At 47.2% G+C, this 16,298-nt stretch carries 17 protein-coding genes; 3 read left to right on the forward strand and 14 right to left on the reverse strand.

Going from position 1 to position 16,298, the window contains the following annotated elements; translation table 11 throughout:
* Positions 1-397: 397 nt before the first annotated feature.
* The 6 genes from UM402_RS02555 to folE2 all read right to left on the reverse strand — a co-directional run bounded on the left by UM402_RS02555 (position 398) and on the right by folE2 (position 5,980).
* Positions 398-967: a GNAT family N-acetyltransferase gene (locus UM402_RS02555; protein ID WP_058575989.1), complete on the reverse strand. Its 570-nt coding sequence runs from the start codon at positions 965-967 to the stop codon at positions 398-400.
* Positions 967-2,346 (reverse strand): adenosylhomocysteinase, encoded by a 1,380-nt coding sequence (gene ahcY, locus UM402_RS02560; protein ID WP_058575990.1) that lies wholly within the window; start codon positions 2,344-2,346, stop codon positions 967-969. The genes UM402_RS02555 and ahcY overlap by 1 nt, the downstream gene beginning before the upstream one ends.
* Positions 2,347-2,378: 32 nt before the next feature.
* Complete coding sequence (locus UM402_RS02565; RefSeq protein ID WP_058575991.1) at positions 2,379-3,389, reverse strand: adenosine kinase; 1,011 nt, start codon at positions 3,387-3,389, stop codon at positions 2,379-2,381.
* 50 nt (positions 3,390-3,439) lie between these two features.
* The gene (locus UM402_RS02570; RefSeq protein WP_322295442.1) at positions 3,440-4,417 is read right to left on the reverse strand and encodes a cobalamin biosynthesis protein CobD/CbiB; all 978 of its coding nucleotides are present in this window, start codon (positions 4,415-4,417) and stop codon (positions 3,440-3,442) included.
* A gap of 3 nt (positions 4,418-4,420) precedes the next feature.
* Positions 4,421-4,972, reverse strand: coding sequence for a DUF2726 domain-containing protein (locus tag UM402_RS02575; RefSeq protein WP_058575993.1), 552 nt, complete (start codon positions 4,970-4,972; stop codon positions 4,421-4,423).
* Between the two features lie 81 nt (positions 4,973-5,053).
* A complete protein-coding gene (gene folE2, locus UM402_RS02580; protein ID WP_058575994.1) occupies positions 5,054-5,980 on the reverse strand; it encodes a GTP cyclohydrolase FolE2 in 927 nt (308 codons plus the stop codon).
* Positions 5,981-6,190: 210 nt separating this feature from the next.
* Between folE2 and UM402_RS02585 the strand changes: the two genes are divergently transcribed.
* Positions 6,191-6,541: an Hpt domain-containing protein gene (locus UM402_RS02585; protein WP_058575995.1), complete on the forward strand. Its 351-nt coding sequence runs from the start codon at positions 6,191-6,193 to the stop codon at positions 6,539-6,541.
* Here UM402_RS02585 and arcA read toward each other — a convergent pair.
* From arcA to UM402_RS02625, 8 genes are all read right to left on the reverse strand, one after another.
* Positions 6,535-7,257, reverse strand: a complete 723-nt coding sequence (arcA, locus tag UM402_RS02590; RefSeq protein WP_053954517.1) for a two-component system response regulator ArcA — start codon at positions 7,255-7,257, stop codon at positions 6,535-6,537. The genes UM402_RS02585 and arcA overlap by 7 nt on opposite strands.
* Before the next feature lie 98 nt (positions 7,258-7,355).
* On the reverse strand, positions 7,356-8,975 hold the full coding sequence (locus tag UM402_RS02595) for an ATP-binding protein (protein WP_058575996.1): 1,620 nt from the start codon (positions 8,973-8,975) through the stop codon (positions 7,356-7,358).
* Between the two features lie 94 nt (positions 8,976-9,069).
* Complete coding sequence (locus tag UM402_RS02600; protein WP_058575997.1) at positions 9,070-10,074, reverse strand: class I SAM-dependent methyltransferase; 1,005 nt, start codon at positions 10,072-10,074, stop codon at positions 9,070-9,072.
* Positions 10,075-10,086: 12 nt separating this feature from the next.
* Positions 10,087-11,793, reverse strand: a complete 1,707-nt coding sequence (locus tag UM402_RS02605) for a DUF342 domain-containing protein (protein WP_058575998.1) — start codon at positions 11,791-11,793, stop codon at positions 10,087-10,089.
* A gap of 77 nt (positions 11,794-11,870) precedes the next feature.
* On the reverse strand, positions 11,871-12,227 hold the full coding sequence (locus tag UM402_RS02610; RefSeq protein ID WP_058575999.1) for an Hpt domain-containing protein: 357 nt from the start codon (positions 12,225-12,227) through the stop codon (positions 11,871-11,873).
* Positions 12,224-13,240 carry a succinylglutamate desuccinylase/aspartoacylase family protein gene (locus tag UM402_RS02615; protein ID WP_058576000.1) on the reverse strand — a complete coding sequence of 339 codons (1,017 nt, stop codon included), beginning with the start codon at positions 13,238-13,240 and terminating at the stop codon, positions 12,224-12,226. The genes UM402_RS02610 and UM402_RS02615 overlap by 4 nt, the downstream gene beginning before the upstream one ends.
* Position 13,241: 1 nt before the next feature.
* Positions 13,242-14,147 carry a 30S ribosomal protein S6--L-glutamate ligase gene (gene rimK, locus UM402_RS02620; RefSeq protein WP_053954523.1) on the reverse strand — a complete coding sequence of 302 codons (906 nt, stop codon included), beginning with the start codon at positions 14,145-14,147 and terminating at the stop codon, positions 13,242-13,244.
* Positions 14,144-14,566, reverse strand: a complete 423-nt coding sequence (locus UM402_RS02625; RefSeq protein WP_053954524.1) for an ATP-dependent zinc protease — start codon at positions 14,564-14,566, stop codon at positions 14,144-14,146. The genes rimK and UM402_RS02625 overlap by 4 nt, the downstream gene beginning before the upstream one ends.
* A gap of 126 nt (positions 14,567-14,692) precedes the next feature.
* Here UM402_RS02625 and UM402_RS02630 point away from each other — a divergent pair, with 126 nt between their 5' ends.
* Positions 14,693-15,427: an EAL domain-containing protein gene (locus UM402_RS02630; protein WP_058576001.1), complete on the forward strand. Its 735-nt coding sequence runs from the start codon at positions 14,693-14,695 to the stop codon at positions 15,425-15,427.
* A gap of 127 nt (positions 15,428-15,554) precedes the next feature.
* On the forward strand, positions 15,555-16,214 hold the full coding sequence (locus tag UM402_RS02635; protein WP_058576002.1) for a DUF2982 domain-containing protein: 660 nt from the start codon (positions 15,555-15,557) through the stop codon (positions 16,212-16,214).
* Positions 16,215-16,298 lie beyond the last annotated feature (84 nt).

Consider the following 16,298-nt stretch of genomic DNA (forward strand, 5'->3'; position numbering starts at 1 on the left):
TATAGCAGAGAAAGAAGGTAGTGAGCGCTGAGGTTACAAGGACTATTATGGAGGACGCCTGTGAATACGTCCCTGTAGGGCTTGGGCAGCGCCATCCATGGCGCTGCACACCTCCATAATAGTCCTATGAAACCGTTAGCGCGCTCACTCTCCCAGTCTCAGATAAAAAGCAAACTTAGCCGTTATAGAAGAAGCAAAAGGGGCAGATTGTTCACTTGTGAGCGTTACGAGTATTGAAGGCCTCTGTGGTGGAGTGTCAAAGGCCATGGATGGCCTTCGTCAAGCCCTCATGGATGAGCTTGTCGCGTCTCCGCCACAGAGGCCTTCAATGCTCAAGCGAAACAAGTGAGCAGTCTGTCCCGGCCCCATGCAACCTCAGCGCTCTTTCACTGCTGCCTTACGTATCGAATTTCAGCAGCATTTCGCCGGCGTTGCAGTAGCAGGTGCCGTCACACACTGGGCAGTAGTAGCCGTCTTCTACTGAGGCTTTATACCAGCGCTTTTCATGCTGTTTAATCATTTCGCCACCGCATCGTGTGAAATACTCGAAAGCGCTGTTTTTTGGGCTTTGCATCCAAATGTGTGCCAGACCGCCTTTGCAGCCGAGTTCTTTAGCGCTGTCAATACTGCGTTGCAGTAAGGTTTTACCTATGCCTAAACCGCGTGCTTTTTCTGAGACGGCGGCGCATTTAAAGTAGCACAACTCTTCTGCGGGGAAAGGCCACTCGGATGGTGTACAAAAACTATCTATGGGCCATTGACCAGGGGCCAATGTCAGGCGAACACCTAGCATTTGTCCGTCTTTCAGAGCCAGCCAGTTCAACTGAACATCTTCAACGGTACCTGCTTGTAAGTAATGCTGAAAGCTCTCTGGCGATAAGTAGTTGTCGCCATGAACTTCGTTGGCTAGATCAATAACGGCCGCCTCATCGGCAGCCGTTATTTGACGATATATTACTTCGCTCATTAGTAACGATACTCGTCAGTTTTAAATGGACCTTCAACATTAACATGGATGTAATTGGCTTGCTCTGGCGTCAACTGAGTCATGACACCACCGAAGCCTTGCACCATATAACGAGCCACTTCTTCGTCCAGTTGTTTCGGCAGAACTTCAACTCGCAGATATTCTTCCTGCTGCTTAATTTCCATGTCAGCGAACTTCTGCTCAAACAAGTGAATTTGAGCCAGTACTTGGTTAGCAAATGAGCCATCCATAATGCGACTTGGGTGACCAGTTGCGTTACCTAAATTCACCAAACGACCTTCGGCTAACAAAATCAGGTAGTCGTTATCATCGTCTGAACGATAAATTTTATGTACCTGCGGCTTAATTTCTTCCCAGCGCCAGTTCTTGCGCATAAAGGCTGTGTCAATTTCGTTATCGAAGTGACCGATGTTGCAAACCAGAGCCGTAGGCTTAAGCGCTGCCAGCATATAACGGTCGCAGACATCCATATTACCGGTGGTGGTCACAATAAGGTCGGTATTACCCAGCAAGTCTTTATTAATGTTTTCGCCGTTGCCTTTGTTTTTACCGTCAATATATGGCGAAACCACTTCAAAACCGTCCATGCATGCTTGCATCGCACAGATTGGGTCAATCTCACTGATTTTAACAATCATGCCTTCCTGACGAAGACTTGCGGCAGAACCTTTACCCACATCGCCATAGCCAACAACCAGCGCCTTTTTACCCGACAATAAGTGGTCGGTCGAGCGCTTAATGGCGTCGTTCAGCGAGTGGCGGCAACCGTATTTGTTGTCATTTTTTGACTTAGTGACGGCGTCGTTCACGTTAATAGCCGGAACCTTCAATGTGCCTTTTTCCAGCATATCCAGCAGGCGGTGAACACCCGTGGTGGTTTCTTCGGTAATACCGTGAATCTTCTCTAGCATTTGCGGGAATTCGTCGTGGATCATCAGCGTCAAGTCGCCGCCGTCGTCCAAAATCATGTTCGCATCCCAAAGTTCGCCGTCTTTATGACAGGTTTGCTTCAGACACCACTCGTATTCTTCTTCTGTTTCACCTTTCCAGGCGAAAACCGGAACGCCAGCGGCAGCCATAGCGGCAGCTGCGTGGTCCTGAGTCGAGAAAATATTGCAAGAAGACCAACGCACTTCTGCGCCCAGCTCAAGCAATGTCTCAATTAACACCGCTGTTTGAATCGTCATATGAATACAGCCGATAATACGCGCGCCCGCCAAAGGCTTGCTGGCCGCATATTTACGACGAATAGTCATTAATGCCGGCATTTCCGACTCAGCGATAGCAATTTCTTTGCGGCCCCATTCGGCGAGGCTAATGTCAGCGACTTTATAGTCTTGCGAATTTTCTACACTCATAACGACTCTCTTTTCAGTAATTTTCGTGAATTCTATGCGGTTTCAGCATTCATAACGCGTTCAATCAACTGCTGCTGGCGTGCTTTATCTAAGCGTGCGCCAAATTCAGTGACCAGCTCGGCCGCCGCATGGCTTGCTAAACGGCCAGCGTTCTCTAATGACATACCTTGAGTCAACCCGTACAGCATAGCACCTGCAAACATATCGCCGGCACCATTGGTATCAATGGCTTTAACAGGCACACCGGGTATATGAACCTGGCGTTCTTTATTGGCAATAATGGCGCCGTCTTTGCCCAGTGTTATAGCGACGGTTTCAGCTTTCTCTAATAATACGCTCAATGCTGCTTGAGGATCTTCTTTACCCGTCAGTAATTCCGCTTCTTCGCGATTACAGAACATTAAATCGACACCGCCGTCCAGAATCTCGTCAATGCCGTCTCGGAAAAACTTAACCATGGCCGGATCTGAGCAGGTCATGACCAGTTTGGTATTGTTTTCACGGGCGACTTTTTTCGCATGCTGAATAGCGCCACGGGCGATATCGGAGGTAATCAGATACCCTTCAATATACAAGTAGTTGGCGGCAGCAATCGCGTGATCATCGATTTCTGTCGTCGACAGGTCCGCTGTAATCCCTAAATGCGTGCGCATGGTGCGCTCTGCGTCGGGAGTGACCATCACCAGGCAACGTCCGGTAATACCCGGGTTTTGCTGATTCTTAAGGCTGGTTTCAATGCCGACGTCTTCTAAGTCCTGGCGATAGAACATGCCCGCTTCGTCGTCTGCGACCTTGCAGCAGTAGTAGGCGTTACCGCCAAACTGGGCAAAAGCAACCAGTGAATTAGCGGCTGAGCCACCACCACACTGCTTTTTTAATTCGCCAAGTTCAGAAAGTTCGGCTATGAGAGTATTTTGAGCGTCTTCGTCAATTAACTCCATCATGCCTTTTTTAAGATTATGTTTTTGCAGGAAGTCGTCAGTGACTTCAAATTCCTGATCCACCAGCGCGTTGCCAATGCCGATTACATCAATGGTTTTCATAGTTTCAAATGGTTGCCTTATTAGGGCGCGTAGTATACCCGATGAGTCTGTCAGGGTCGATAAATGAACAACGTAAAAAGTCCAATTAACAGACAAGCAATAAAGAAACCTTGCCATAGCCTTTGCCAGTGGGCGGCGTAAGGCAATAACAACTCCGCCGGCCGACCGCCAAAACGTTGTCGACTAATACGAATGCCGGCCGCTTGTATAGGGCCGCCCAGAGTGACCTTATGGCAATAACTGAAGCTTTGCAGCCAACTGAGTAATATTATCGGAAACACCGGGTTACGCTTGAGTGATTCAATTTTCGGTGTATTGCGACGAAATAGCCCAACCGTCCGGGCGAATAACGACAGAACAAATGAGGGTAAAAAATGCGTAATAGCGTACAACCAGCCGGTTGCCTGACCAAAGTTTCGGTAGCGAGCCTGTGCGGTAGGCCAAACCTCTTTAAGTTCGGCCAAAACACGTACGCCAAGGGCGGCTAACGGTCCGCCGAGACACCAGAATAACAAGGGAGCAAAGCGGCTTTCTAGAATGCTAGTCGCCCGTAACTCAATACTGGTTTTAGCAATGCCGTGTTCACTGAGTAGGTCGCAATCGCGCCAGGTTACCCGCGTTAACCAAGCGCGTGCCGCATTTTTGCGACCTTTTGATAAATGCTGTTCGGACAGATGAGTGGCTTGCCGGACTGTTTGTTGGCGTAGGCTGACTAAAAGAATCAGCCAACCTATGGCTAAAGACACTTCAGCGCCGGCGAAAACGATAGCGGCTGGTAATAGAACCAGTAGAAGCATGGTCAGTAATGCTAAAAAACCGGCAATTTTTTGCTGGCTGGAAGGGCGGTCTGGCTTGTTCACTTTGCCGCTCATGTAGGCGGCCATTAGCCGCAACACGGCAAAAGGGTGCCATTGCTCAGGCCAGGGAAACCATCGCTCTGCCAACAAAGCCAGCAGAGCGAGGCCAAAAGGTGAAAATAGTAATTCTTTAAACAGTTCGACGGTCATGCCGTCATATTGCCACGGCAAGGCTTAAGCGGCAATTGGCTGGTTATTCTTATCTTTATTGGTCGGAACTGCAGCTCGAACATGTTCAGCCTGGCGAATTTTTCCATGAATATAGTCATGTAATTCGGCAACTCGGTATCCTGGCTTGGCTTTAAAGCGAAGGAAGGGTAAGCCTGCTGCAGCTAACGTGTTTTTCAGGAACAAATTGCGTTTTTGTTGCTGCAACGATGACTGATTCGGTTCAAGCTCAATAGCTGCCTTCACTTGCATAGTGTCGATATCACACAGAACATAGTCCAGAATTCGTTGACTGGCTTTTTGCTGGGCATCTTTGCGTGCCGAAGCCGATAGTCCAGAGCGAACGGTAACAATGTCGCTTAAGCGTACTTTTGTGAAAATACGAAACTCATTACCGACAGACTTTTCCAGAAGTGTCAAAAACTGGTCTTCCTGGGCCGTGCACAATGACACGTCTTTGAGTTTATAAGGGTAGGGCACGTAGTTCTCCGACATACGGCTTGCAATAACAGCGACCGCAATAAGAACTACAACAAACAACAACAGGATAATTTCCATTTTCACACCTCATCAGAAAATTGACGCTACATGAGGTATGAAGCAAAAGCTGTGCCATACTTTATGACACAGCTTAATTCTTTAGGCTTTATAGCCGCCGGGAACACCTTTAGTGGTAACACTGACCGCGTCGTGTGCGTGCAGAGACTCATAATGGTTCACGCGCAGCCAGAAGTCGCGGAAATTCGGCATTTGGTTCAGTGTGTGCTGCAAGCGGCGAGAAGCATCTTCGCAGAACATTAGGTTTTGTCCGTTCAAGCGAGCAAATTCCTGCTCGTCTTCTCGTTTAACCGCGGCCTGAACCGGGGTCTTCAAAGCACCTTCCACAGCATCAATTAATTCGACAATTGGGAAGTCGGTGACATTTTCACTGAGCTGAACTTTGACTTCAGCAACCGAACGCTGGCTGTGAGGCGTTGCCACAATACCTTCGGTAGAGCCAAGCCATTCGTGCATCGTTGCTGAGTCGACGGTGTCCTGCCCGGCGAATTTCTCACTGAATGCGTCCTGTATTAGTTGGCGTGCAAGCGCTGCAGAGCACGGACAAGTTGATGAGTAAGGGACATCAACAGACAGCTCGAGGTTCAGGGTGCCCGCGTCATAACGACCGGTTAGGCTGACTGGGTATGCTTTCCAGCCCTGCTTTTTGCTGATTAACGATTTGCGACGCAGATGATAGTCGAAGTCGAACTTAATAAACGCTTGGTTACTGATGTCTTTATGACTCTCAATAAAGTCATTCAGCAACTGCTTTAATGATTCGTGACTGAGCTCACCGTTGGTTGATAACTCGTCCAACAGTAAATAAAGACGCGACATGTGAATGCCTTTGGTCTTTGGATCTTTTAAGTTAACAAAAGCTTCCACATGAGCTGCTACAGGGCGTTCAGAAGCGCCGGCCGCTGCCACCATCAATGGAACTTCAATATTGCTCATGCCAACCCAATCCAGGGTTCCCTCTGTCTGGGCCTGTGTTTGGTTGGCTACGTCGGGCATAACTGTTGGCATTCGTTGTGAACTCCAAAAATTTTGTGAATATTGTCAGGGCCGAGTTGATCTCTATCAATTTGGCTCAGTCTTAAAGTCGGGCATTATAGCGCAGAATTCGATCGGGTGACACCGATTGCCCTAATCGATTCTCCCTGACAAACAGGCCGGGGAGTTGACTAAAACAGTAATTACGCCGAGGATAGAGTTTTGGATTGACGGAGTAACAAAATGTCAGAAAAATCGGTTATCGATACCGAATTATTGCAGCAGTACGTTGACTCACTGGGGGTTGACGGCCTGAAAACAACGTTAGCCACCTTTGACGGTGTCATTCAGGAGTACGCGAAGCTTATTCATACAGCTGCCAAAGAGCGAAAAGAAGAAGAGCTCCGCAAACAAGCGCATAAAGTAAAGGGTGCATGCAGTTCTGTTGGACTTACTGAACTTGCTGAAATGATGAAGCGAGTAGAGAAAGAAAAATGGGAATGGCCGCAGGTAGAGCGCTGGCTGATAGAGTGGGCCGACGCGGTTATCCCGCATCGGCAACAAATTGACGCTTGGTTAGCAACTCATCACTGAGCTTGCTGATCAACCTCACCAATAAACCGATAGCCTTCACCATGGATGGTGGTTATTAGGTTTGGTGTTTCCGGGTGTGATTCGAAATGACGGCGAATGCGACGAATAGCAACGTCAACGGTACGATCATTAGGACGTAATTCTCGGTCTAACATACGCTTGACCAGAGTCTCACGATCTAAAATACGACCCGGATGAGTTAAAAACAGCTCTAGCGCGCGGTACTCACTTTTCGGCAAACGGAACATTTGGTTGTCTGGTGAGTACAGGCAGCGACTGTCACTATTCAAACGCCAGCCGTGGAAACGGAATTCAACGCTGTTACTTTCCACTGGATTGCTTGAGCGTGATGCTTCAATACGACGGCATAAGTTACGAACTCGAATGGTTAACTCTTTCGGGTTGTAAGGCTTAATAAGGTAGTCGTCAGCACCGAGCTCAAGAGCAAGTAGACGATCATCTTCGCTATCGCGGCCTGTCAGGAAAATAAGACCAATGTTGTCTCTTTCACGCAGTGACTCGGCAAGCTCTAAGCCGTTTTTTCCCGGTAAATTGACGTCCATAATGACAACATCCACACGCTCCTGGCGCATAATGTTTTCCATTTGCAGACCGTCCGCCGCGTCAAATACTTCATAGCCTTCCTGTTGGAATAAACGAGTTAGAGTCTGGCGGGTAACGACTTCATCTTCAACAATCAGTATTCTGGCATTCATAAGCGTTGATTTTCCCGGAAAGTTCGTCGCTTGACGTGAAAGTTAGCGTCAAATTATAAAAGTTATGACGTTACATTATGACTTTTGTTTCAAATTTTTCAAGCATTGCTGAGCACGGTGACCGGAAAGCGAATAATAAATTCAACGCCGTTATCCTCTTCACTGAAAAAGTGGATGTTTCCACCCAGTACCTGCGTAACAAGGTTGTAAACTAAATGCAGACCTAAACCACTGCCGCCGGAACCACGCTTTGTTGTCACAAAAGGATCAAATATCTTACGGCTAATGTCAGCGTCAACGCCACAGCCGTTATCGGTGTAGACAATTTCCAGTTCGTTATCGTTCATTAACTGAAAGCTTATGTCTACTTGTCCCTGGTCACGGCCATCGAACGCATGAACCATAGAATTAATAATAAGGTTCATGAGTATTTGGTTCAGTGGACCTGCTTTCGCCCGCACCTGTATGTCACCTTCGCAGTGAATATTAATGGGGAAGCGTTCAGGGTTTAAACGACGTGGCTTCACGGACATCAGTACGTCATTCATGAAACTGTTTATTTCAATGTCACGGTCAACTTCCGATGACTGGTCTACAGCAACTTGCTTGAAGCTGGTGACTAAGTCGGCTGCTCTGTTTAAGTTGCGGTAAATAATTTGCAGATTTTCGTCGCAATCATTCAGGAAACGCTCAAATTCGTTGGTAGAAATGCGTTTAGCATCAAACTTCTCTTGCATGATGGCAAGTTTGTCTTGCAGCAAAGTGGATGCAGTAACCGACAGTCCAATTGGTGTATTCACTTCGTGAGCAATACCGGCGACCATGTCACCTAGTGACGCCATTTTTTCCGACTCTACTAGCTGCCCTTGATACTGGTGCAATTGCTCTAAGGTTTTCAAAAGTTCACTATTTGACTCTTTCAGCGCTTGAGTTCGTTGTGTGACTTGTTGCTCTAGTTGAGTGTTTAACTGGCTGGCTTCTTCTTCGGCACGGCGCTGGCGAGTAATGTGTTGCTGCACTCGGTCAAGCATGGTGTTGAAAGCTTGAGCCATCATGTCAAACTCAGCTAATTGTGACGAGGGCAAACGCAGTGAATAGTTTTTGTCCCGGGCAACTTGTGAAACAACATCAACGACGGAGTCGAGAGGTTGAACGATGGCTTTACGCAGTCTTAGGGTTGCTAGCCAGCATGCGAGTAATGTCACTAGGGCCACTACAATCGCTACCGCTATCGAGCGCCACATGAACAATCGAACTTGCTCGAGGGAGCCTCTCAGGTAGACATAACCTATAACCTCACCGTCCAGGGTGACCGGTTGAGAAACCTCTATATTGGAGTCGTTAACTTTAGGTGACGTTAAACGCTCTAACTTGGAAAAGCGGGCTGGAATAGGCGCTAAGCCTTGCTTGTTATAACTGGAAAAAAAAGTCAGTTGCCCACTTGTTTCGTCCATTTTATAAACATGAATATGCTCAATAAAAGGCGTATTCTGAAAAGTGCCCAGCCTCTGTTTTTCAGAAGCAGAGTCGTCGAATACGATAGTTCGTGCAGCATTACTGGCGATAATTCGCGTGTAAGAGAGTGCTTGTTCCTGAAGCGACTTTTCGAACTGTCCAACCTGACTGACAATATTTATTGTAAAGCCAATGAGCAGCGCAAAACTGGTGACCAGTAGCACCAGATAAATGAGTATGCGCTTCAGTGAAATCGTATGCATTCAGTTAACAGCTCAACTTAATTATTGTTTATGTTTATTGATGTTAGCAAATCGTTAACAAAAGAGTAATCGCCTAAACGATAAAACGCTTATTTTATCGACGAATGGCTTCGTAAACTCGGTAACGGCCATCATCAACAAGCGTTTCACAGTGTCCAAAGTGTTCTTCGATAACCTCTGGCCAAGGTAAAAAGCGATTCGCAACGATATACAAAGCGCCATTTTTCTTCAAATGTTTGCGAGCACTACTCAAAAATTTACGAGCAATGGCATAGTCCGTTTTTTGGCCTGTGTGAAATGGCGGGTTACTGACAATAGTGTCAAACACCTCTAAATTATCAGGTAAACCGTCGGCTAAGCGCAAATCAACCTCAATACCCTGCTGAGCAAACGTCATTGTGCTGGCAGCGATGGCCATAGGGTTAACATCACAGGCGGTTAAATGCTCGGCTGACTGACGTAATGCGCTGGTTATCACACCGGCACCACAAGCAAAGTCTAACACTTGCCCCAGTGGTTTTTCGCTCAGGGTGTTCAATAGCAATTGGGTGGCAGGGTCAATATGAGTTTGACTGAATACGCCTGGTAATGTGGTGAAACTCTCAGTGTGCCCATTTAACTCATAATGGACATGGGTTGCGTAATCCGTTAAAGGCCTGGGGTCAGTCGCTGCTTCAATATGACTCAAGCTAAATAATTGGCAATGATTTCCCGATGCGACCTTACGCGCTTTTGAAAAGCTCTCAGGCAATTTTTTAGCGAGGGACTGAACGCCGGAGCGCTTCTCTCCAACCAGCCAGACAATCGCGTCCGTAGGTAAAGCAGTGAGTTGCTCTAGAATATACTGATTCAGCGCTTTTTCTTTGGCAACCACCAGCATGACTTGTGTGTACTGGCTTATGTCAGGAGCTGAAGCCTGACAATAGGCGACGCTACCTTTTGCTTGCCACTGGCTCGCCGTGCCCGCATGAAAGCACCAGGCTTCTGCATTCTTGAGTGTTGCTAAAGCGTCGTCCAGGGGGTTAATTACCAGTAAAGGAGCATCGCGCCAGGGCTGCTCGTGTTGGCGTTCTAATAAAGAGAAAATAGCAGATGACATTATATTGAATCGTTACAGTAGACTGTCTACGCGCAGTTGTTTGTCTTCAAGTAAGAACATTGTACCATTGCGATGCTCTTTAATGCGCAGGCTTTTTTCTTTAAATATGAAGAGTATACCGGGGAATACTTCGCGACTAACCATTGTGCGCAAAGTAGGGTGATTTTCAAAGGCCTCCAGCACGGAGTCAATGCTAGTGCGCGTAGTACTAATTCGAGACTTTATTTTCTTCAGCTCACCATGCAGTTTTTGCTGGTATTGAACCCGTTTGGCCTCATCTTCAAGTAACTTGCATCGCTCCAAGCCTTGCTGCAACGTTTTAGCACGCGCAATAAGTTTAGCGAGGGAGCTGCGTAAATGGTTTAAATGATTAACTGACTGAGGGTCTGCCGGCGGTAGCGACCAGTAAACTCGAGTTTTTGTGCCAGCTGGTGCGCCTAATTGACCGCAATAAATGTGGTCACAGGTTTCTATGGTGCCACCAATAAGCTTGCCGCGTGCTGCTTTCCCCTCACCACCAATAGCTAAAGGGCCTTTAGTGACTACGTGGCAGTGGGTTAGCTGTTTGGTTGTATGCACACCGTTTTGCGCATCGAAAAAGGAGTATTGAGCATAAGCACACCAGACTGAGCCGCCGGCAACCAATTTTGTCGATACTTCGGGAATCCAGTCGTCAGCATCTTCATCGTGTTCGCCGGTTTCGGAAGCATTCAGAAGTCGGCCAATACAGCCTTTTTGAACGGTAATGTTACCGTCGGCATAGAGCTCGGCAGAGTCGACATAACCACCAACGGTAATATCGCCGCTGCAGGTTACTTTCATACCTTCGCTTACGTTACCGGTGACTATCACGCTGCCTTTGAACTTGACGTGACCGGTGGAAACATCAACGTTATTTAACTGCATAACGTCGTCGACTTGTACGCTATTACCATTAAAACTGGGTAAACCGGTGCGGTCAGCGATAATAACATTCGGATCATCATCACTTATTTTCGTGCCCTCACCGGGGGCAAAGTCACGATCTTCTCCATCCATTGCTTCGAGTTCCTGGCCAAACACGGTAAAACCCGGGCGACCTTTACTCAGTGGTATTTTCTGTAGCAGTGGCTGACCTGGGTCGACAGTGACTTGCGCACCTAAGTCACGCATATCGGCAGTACCGTCTTCTCGAAGTTGAGGGCGCAAAACTCGCTTGCGAGCGTCATCGGCCAAGGGTTTAAAACGTGCATTACTGCCGTTAATCGGATGCTTTCCTTTAGCGATAGTTACTGACATTTCCGCCCCGGGAGGCGCTTCGTTGGTATGCTCTACCAGAGCTTCTATGCCTTTACGCTTAATGCCCGAGGTAATATCTTTTTCCCGAAGCGCAGCAATGATCATCTCTTGCGTTAAAGGCTTGCCGCCAAAGCCAACAATGGCAGTGGCTGTCACTCTCATAGAGTCGTCACTGATTTGCAACTTAAGCTCAGCGTCAAAGATTTCAGCAATAGTGACTTGAAAAGGAATGCTCTTGTTGCTGTCTTTGGAGTAGTGCTGCGCGTATTTTGTTGCCGTTTGCGTCAACATTTGAGGATCCAACAGTTTGGCAGCCGAAAACTCAGAAGCCTGCCAGGCTTTCTGTAATGCTTCTGCTTTAACGTCTGACGGCGATGTACCGGCATCAATACTTATGTATACATCGCGTTCAGAAACCCGGAAACTCACCGGACTGGACATTGCGCGCCTACTGTCTAACTGTTGTTATAATTTTATCGACCAATCTTAACGAAGTTTGATAAGTTTTTGTATTGTTTTTAGTCGGTTTGCGGGTTTTCGTTGCAATAGTGTTGGACTTTTTGATTCACTTCAAAAAGGAAGTGGTTCAGTTGTCTAATCTCTTGGCGCTTTTCACTGTCAGTTAAGCTGGGCCACTTATTGAATACTTGTCCAACAAACTCACTAAACGTATACGCACCAATTGTTGCCGTTAAACTTTTTAATGTATGTATCTTAATTTTTGCTTCATTGTCGCTAGCAAGCAGGGCGTCTTCGTCTATCAGCGGTGAAAACTCCTCCAGGTAACATTGAAGGACTTCACGATAAAGCGACGGTACATCGTCGCAATGGTGCAGACCTTTCTCAAAGTCGACAGTTGACAGCTTCATCGTCATAAGGGCTTGTTCTCATACACCTCGGTAAATGAATCCACACTTTCTGTGGCATCGGATATGACATCTTTGTCAAACTGAGCCACATTGAACAACGCCTCGCCTTCGTTCGCAACCGGAATATTGCTGCAGCCAATAATAATGCCGCGAACCGGTGACTCAATAGGGTCGTCTGCACCGCCGTGAGGGTTCACACTTAACGCCAGTATTTGACCTTTCTGAATGGTTTGTCCCAATTCTACTTTACGAAGTATTAGACCGTCCCGCTCGGAACGAACCCAAGTGGAGCGGTGCGATATAACTGGTGTAATACGGCGTCCTTTACGGCGACCTTTAAGCATTTTCAGGTGCTTCATGACATTCTGAACACCAATAACCCCGGCACTTATTGAAGCCTCGTCAAAGCGCAACGCTTCGCCTGCTTCATAAAGAATGAGCGGAATACCTAATTCAGTCGCTAAAGCCCGGAGTGAACCGTCCCTCTCTTTGGAATGCAAAATAACTGGCGTACTGAATGATTTAGCCATTTCGAGAGACTTGTCGTTATCAACGTCCGCGCGAATTTGCGGTAGGTTACTGCGGTGAATAGCGCCGGTGTGTAAGTCGATAATATGGGTGGATTTTTTTACCAGCTCTTCACTGAATAAAAAGGCCATGCGACTGCCTAATGCACCACGTTCAGACCCCGGGAAACAACGGTTTAAGTCACGTCTGTCCGGCAGGTACCGAGACTGTTGGATAAACCCAAATAAATTTACGATAGGTACGACAACCAGCGTTCCGGCAAGGTTGCGGGCGTCGGTTTCGTTAATTAAGCGGCGGCATATTTCTATGCCGTTGAGCTCGTCGCCGTGAATAGCGGCAGATACCAACAGAACCGGTCCCGGCTTGGTACCGTGGAATACATCAATACGTAAGTCCAGCGGTGCATCGTTATAAAGGCGAACCGCCGGCAACGTAATATGCTGATGTGAACCGGACTCAATACTTTGCCCGGCAAGCTCAAACCGCTTCATTTTAGCCTTTTCCTTTCGTACGTGTTTTATGCGCCTTTGCATTCTTTTCTAAGAACGTAATAATTTGCGAGGCAACGTCTTTTTCTGTTGCCTGCTCAATGCCTTCAAGACCTGGCGATGAATTCACTTCCATCACTAATGGGCCGTGGTTCGAGCGTAAGATATCGACGCCGGCCACATTTAACCCCATCGTTTTAGCAGCCTTCACAGCTGTGGCTCGCTCTGCCGGAGTCAGTTTTACTAAGGATGCGCTACCTCCACGGTGAAGGTTCGAGCGGAATTCTCCGGGTTTGGCCTGGCGTTTCATAGCGGCTATGACTTTGTCGCCAAGGACAAAACAACGGATGTCTGCCCCACCGGCTTCGCGAATGTATTCCTGCACCATGATATTGGATTTCATGCCCATAAAGGCCTCTATCACGCTCTCAGCCGCTTGTGCCGTTTCGGCTAACACCACACCGATGCCTTGTGTTCCCTCGAGTAACTTAATAACTAACGGCGCACCACCCACCATATCGATTAAATCGGGAATGTCTTGTGGTTGGTCGGCAAAACCGGTGGTTGGCAAACCAATACCTTTGCGCGAGAGTAGCTGCAATGAGCGTAACTTGTCGCGGCTGCGTGAGATAGCGACCGACTCGTTTAACGGGTAAGTGCCCATCATCTCGAATTGGCGCAATACGGCGGTACCGTAAAAGGTTACAGATGCGCCAATACGCGGAATGACGCAATCGTAGTACGGTAACTCTTTACCGTGCCGGTGAATTGAATTTTCTCGCGCGTTGATATTCATGTAGCAGCTGAGTGGGTTTAATACATCAACCTCGTGGCCTCGGTCACGAGCGGCTTCAATCAGTCGGCGAGTCGAATACAGCGAAGAGTTTCGCGATAAAATCGCTATTCTCATTTTACATCTCCAAGTAAGTGAGAGGCATCAGGGTTGACCAGAAAATGACCTCGCATGGCCTGGCGTCCCAATAACATTCTGAATTTCATAGTGTCTCTGTTAGTTAAGGTCAGTTCGACCTCCTGGTCAAATGAGCCGAGCACGAAACGAGTTTTTATCACGTAGCGTACTTCAGTATGGCCTCCAGAGTCGGTCACTTCTCTTTTGTCATATACTCTTGCTTCGCAAATGTGCTCTTCCAGTGATTCTTGTTTAGGGTGAACGAAAATGCGCAGCCATTCCTCGCCTTCTTTCATAAACGGTTCGAGTTGAAAAGCGTGCAAACACGACGTTTTTGCGCCAGTATCGACTTTCATGTGAATGTTACTAATGCCGAGCGCGGGGAGGTGACCCCATTCTCTCCAACCAATTGTTATCATTGTGCTACCTTGTAATATAATGCTGAATGCTTAATACAGTATTTTTCAAAAAAGGCAATTTTTTTAGTGATCATTTGAAAAAATTTTTTCGTTTGAAGACGATGAAAAAGTAAGCAAGGAAACTTTATGTCTGCATGTCCAGGATGCGATTGCCGAACGCCACTAAACTTCGGTATTAAAATGGCTTTTCAACCCATTGTTGATGCCAGCCAAAAAAATGTGTTTGCCTACGAAGCGCTCGTGCGCGGAGAAAATGGTGAAGGCGCCGGAGAAGTATTAGGGCGAATCACGGAAGATACAAAGTATACCTTTGATCAAAGCTGTCGGGTAAAAGCCATAGAAACGGCCTCAAGAATTGAGTTGCCGTCAAAGCTAAGCATTAACTTTATGCCAAATGCCATCTATGAGCCGGAAACCTGTCTGGCCAAAACCTTATCGACTGCGCGTAAGACAGGGTTCGATAAGCAAAATATTATTTTTGAGGTAACCGAGCAGGAAAAGGTGGTCAGTCAGGATTTCTTGGTGGACGTTTTTAAAGCCTATCGCAAAGAAGGTTTTTTGACCGCCATTGACGACTTTGGGTCGGGTTATTCAGGACTGAACCTACTGTCGGACTTTCAGCCTGACATCATTAAGATAGATATGAAGCTTATTCGTGATATCGATTCTAATAAAGTGAATCAGGTACTGGTTAAAGGTATTTTGGATATTGCAGAGCAGCTTGGCATACGAATTATTGCCGAAGGCATAGAGACCGAAAACGAGTTTAAGTACTTGCAAGATGCTGGTGTCTCTCTTATGCAAGGTTACTTCTTTCAAAAGCCAATGCTCGAAGCCATACAACCTGTCGTGTTCCGGTAACGACGTAGCCTGATTGCTATTGCATCAGGTGCGATGGTGAACCATCATTAGCCTGTGAATTTAAAATCGCACCTGACGTAAATCACGTCGGGCTACATAAACCAGTTTGCAGGAATAAAGGAACGCCATGCAATTCACTGTAAGCCCACAAGCCAGACGCAATGCCATAAGCTTTTGCGGTATCGCGCTGCTTATATTGATGCTACTAGTTTTTCTGCATCTGATTAGGGATGACATTCCAATTGGCGTTTCAGTTGTTCTCGGAGCGGCCTCGGGCATATTCATGTTGCTTGGCATAGGAAAGTTAATAGAACCTCCAGTCTCACTGGTAATTACCCCGGAAGGTATTCAATATCTACACCGGCGCGGCGAGTGGCATATTCGGTGGGAAAATATCATTCGCTTTGACGTACCCAGAGTAAACCGAGTACTCGATCTTGAAGATGCGCCCTTTATCGGTTTCCGTCTACATAACGTAGAAGAGGTGTTAGACGAGATATCGCCGCGCTTAGCTTCCGCACTATTGTTTGAGCAGCGCCAACTCTTGACAATGGCACTAAGGCATCAAGCTCCCGACCGGGAGGACTATACGCCATACTTCGACATTCCAGACAGTTATACAAGCCCCAATGGTAAAGTTTATAAAGGACTTATTGGCGTTTTTGGCAAGCGAATGGAACAAATGCGCGAGCTTCTTGGTTACGACCTTTATGTTAGTGCTAATGCACTTGATAGAGATATCTACGAATTTAAAGCTCACCTCCAACGTTTGCAGGCGAGCCGTTAAGATCGCACCTGATGCAATAGCATCATATATGGTCCCCTCCCGTTTTTGCAACGTGAGCCTGTGGTAAATGTCGGGGCGCTCGCA

This window comes from Idiomarina sp. OXR-189 (genome assembly GCF_034373425.1).
GTDB lineage: Bacteria > Pseudomonadota > Gammaproteobacteria > Enterobacterales > Alteromonadaceae > Idiomarina > Idiomarina zobellii.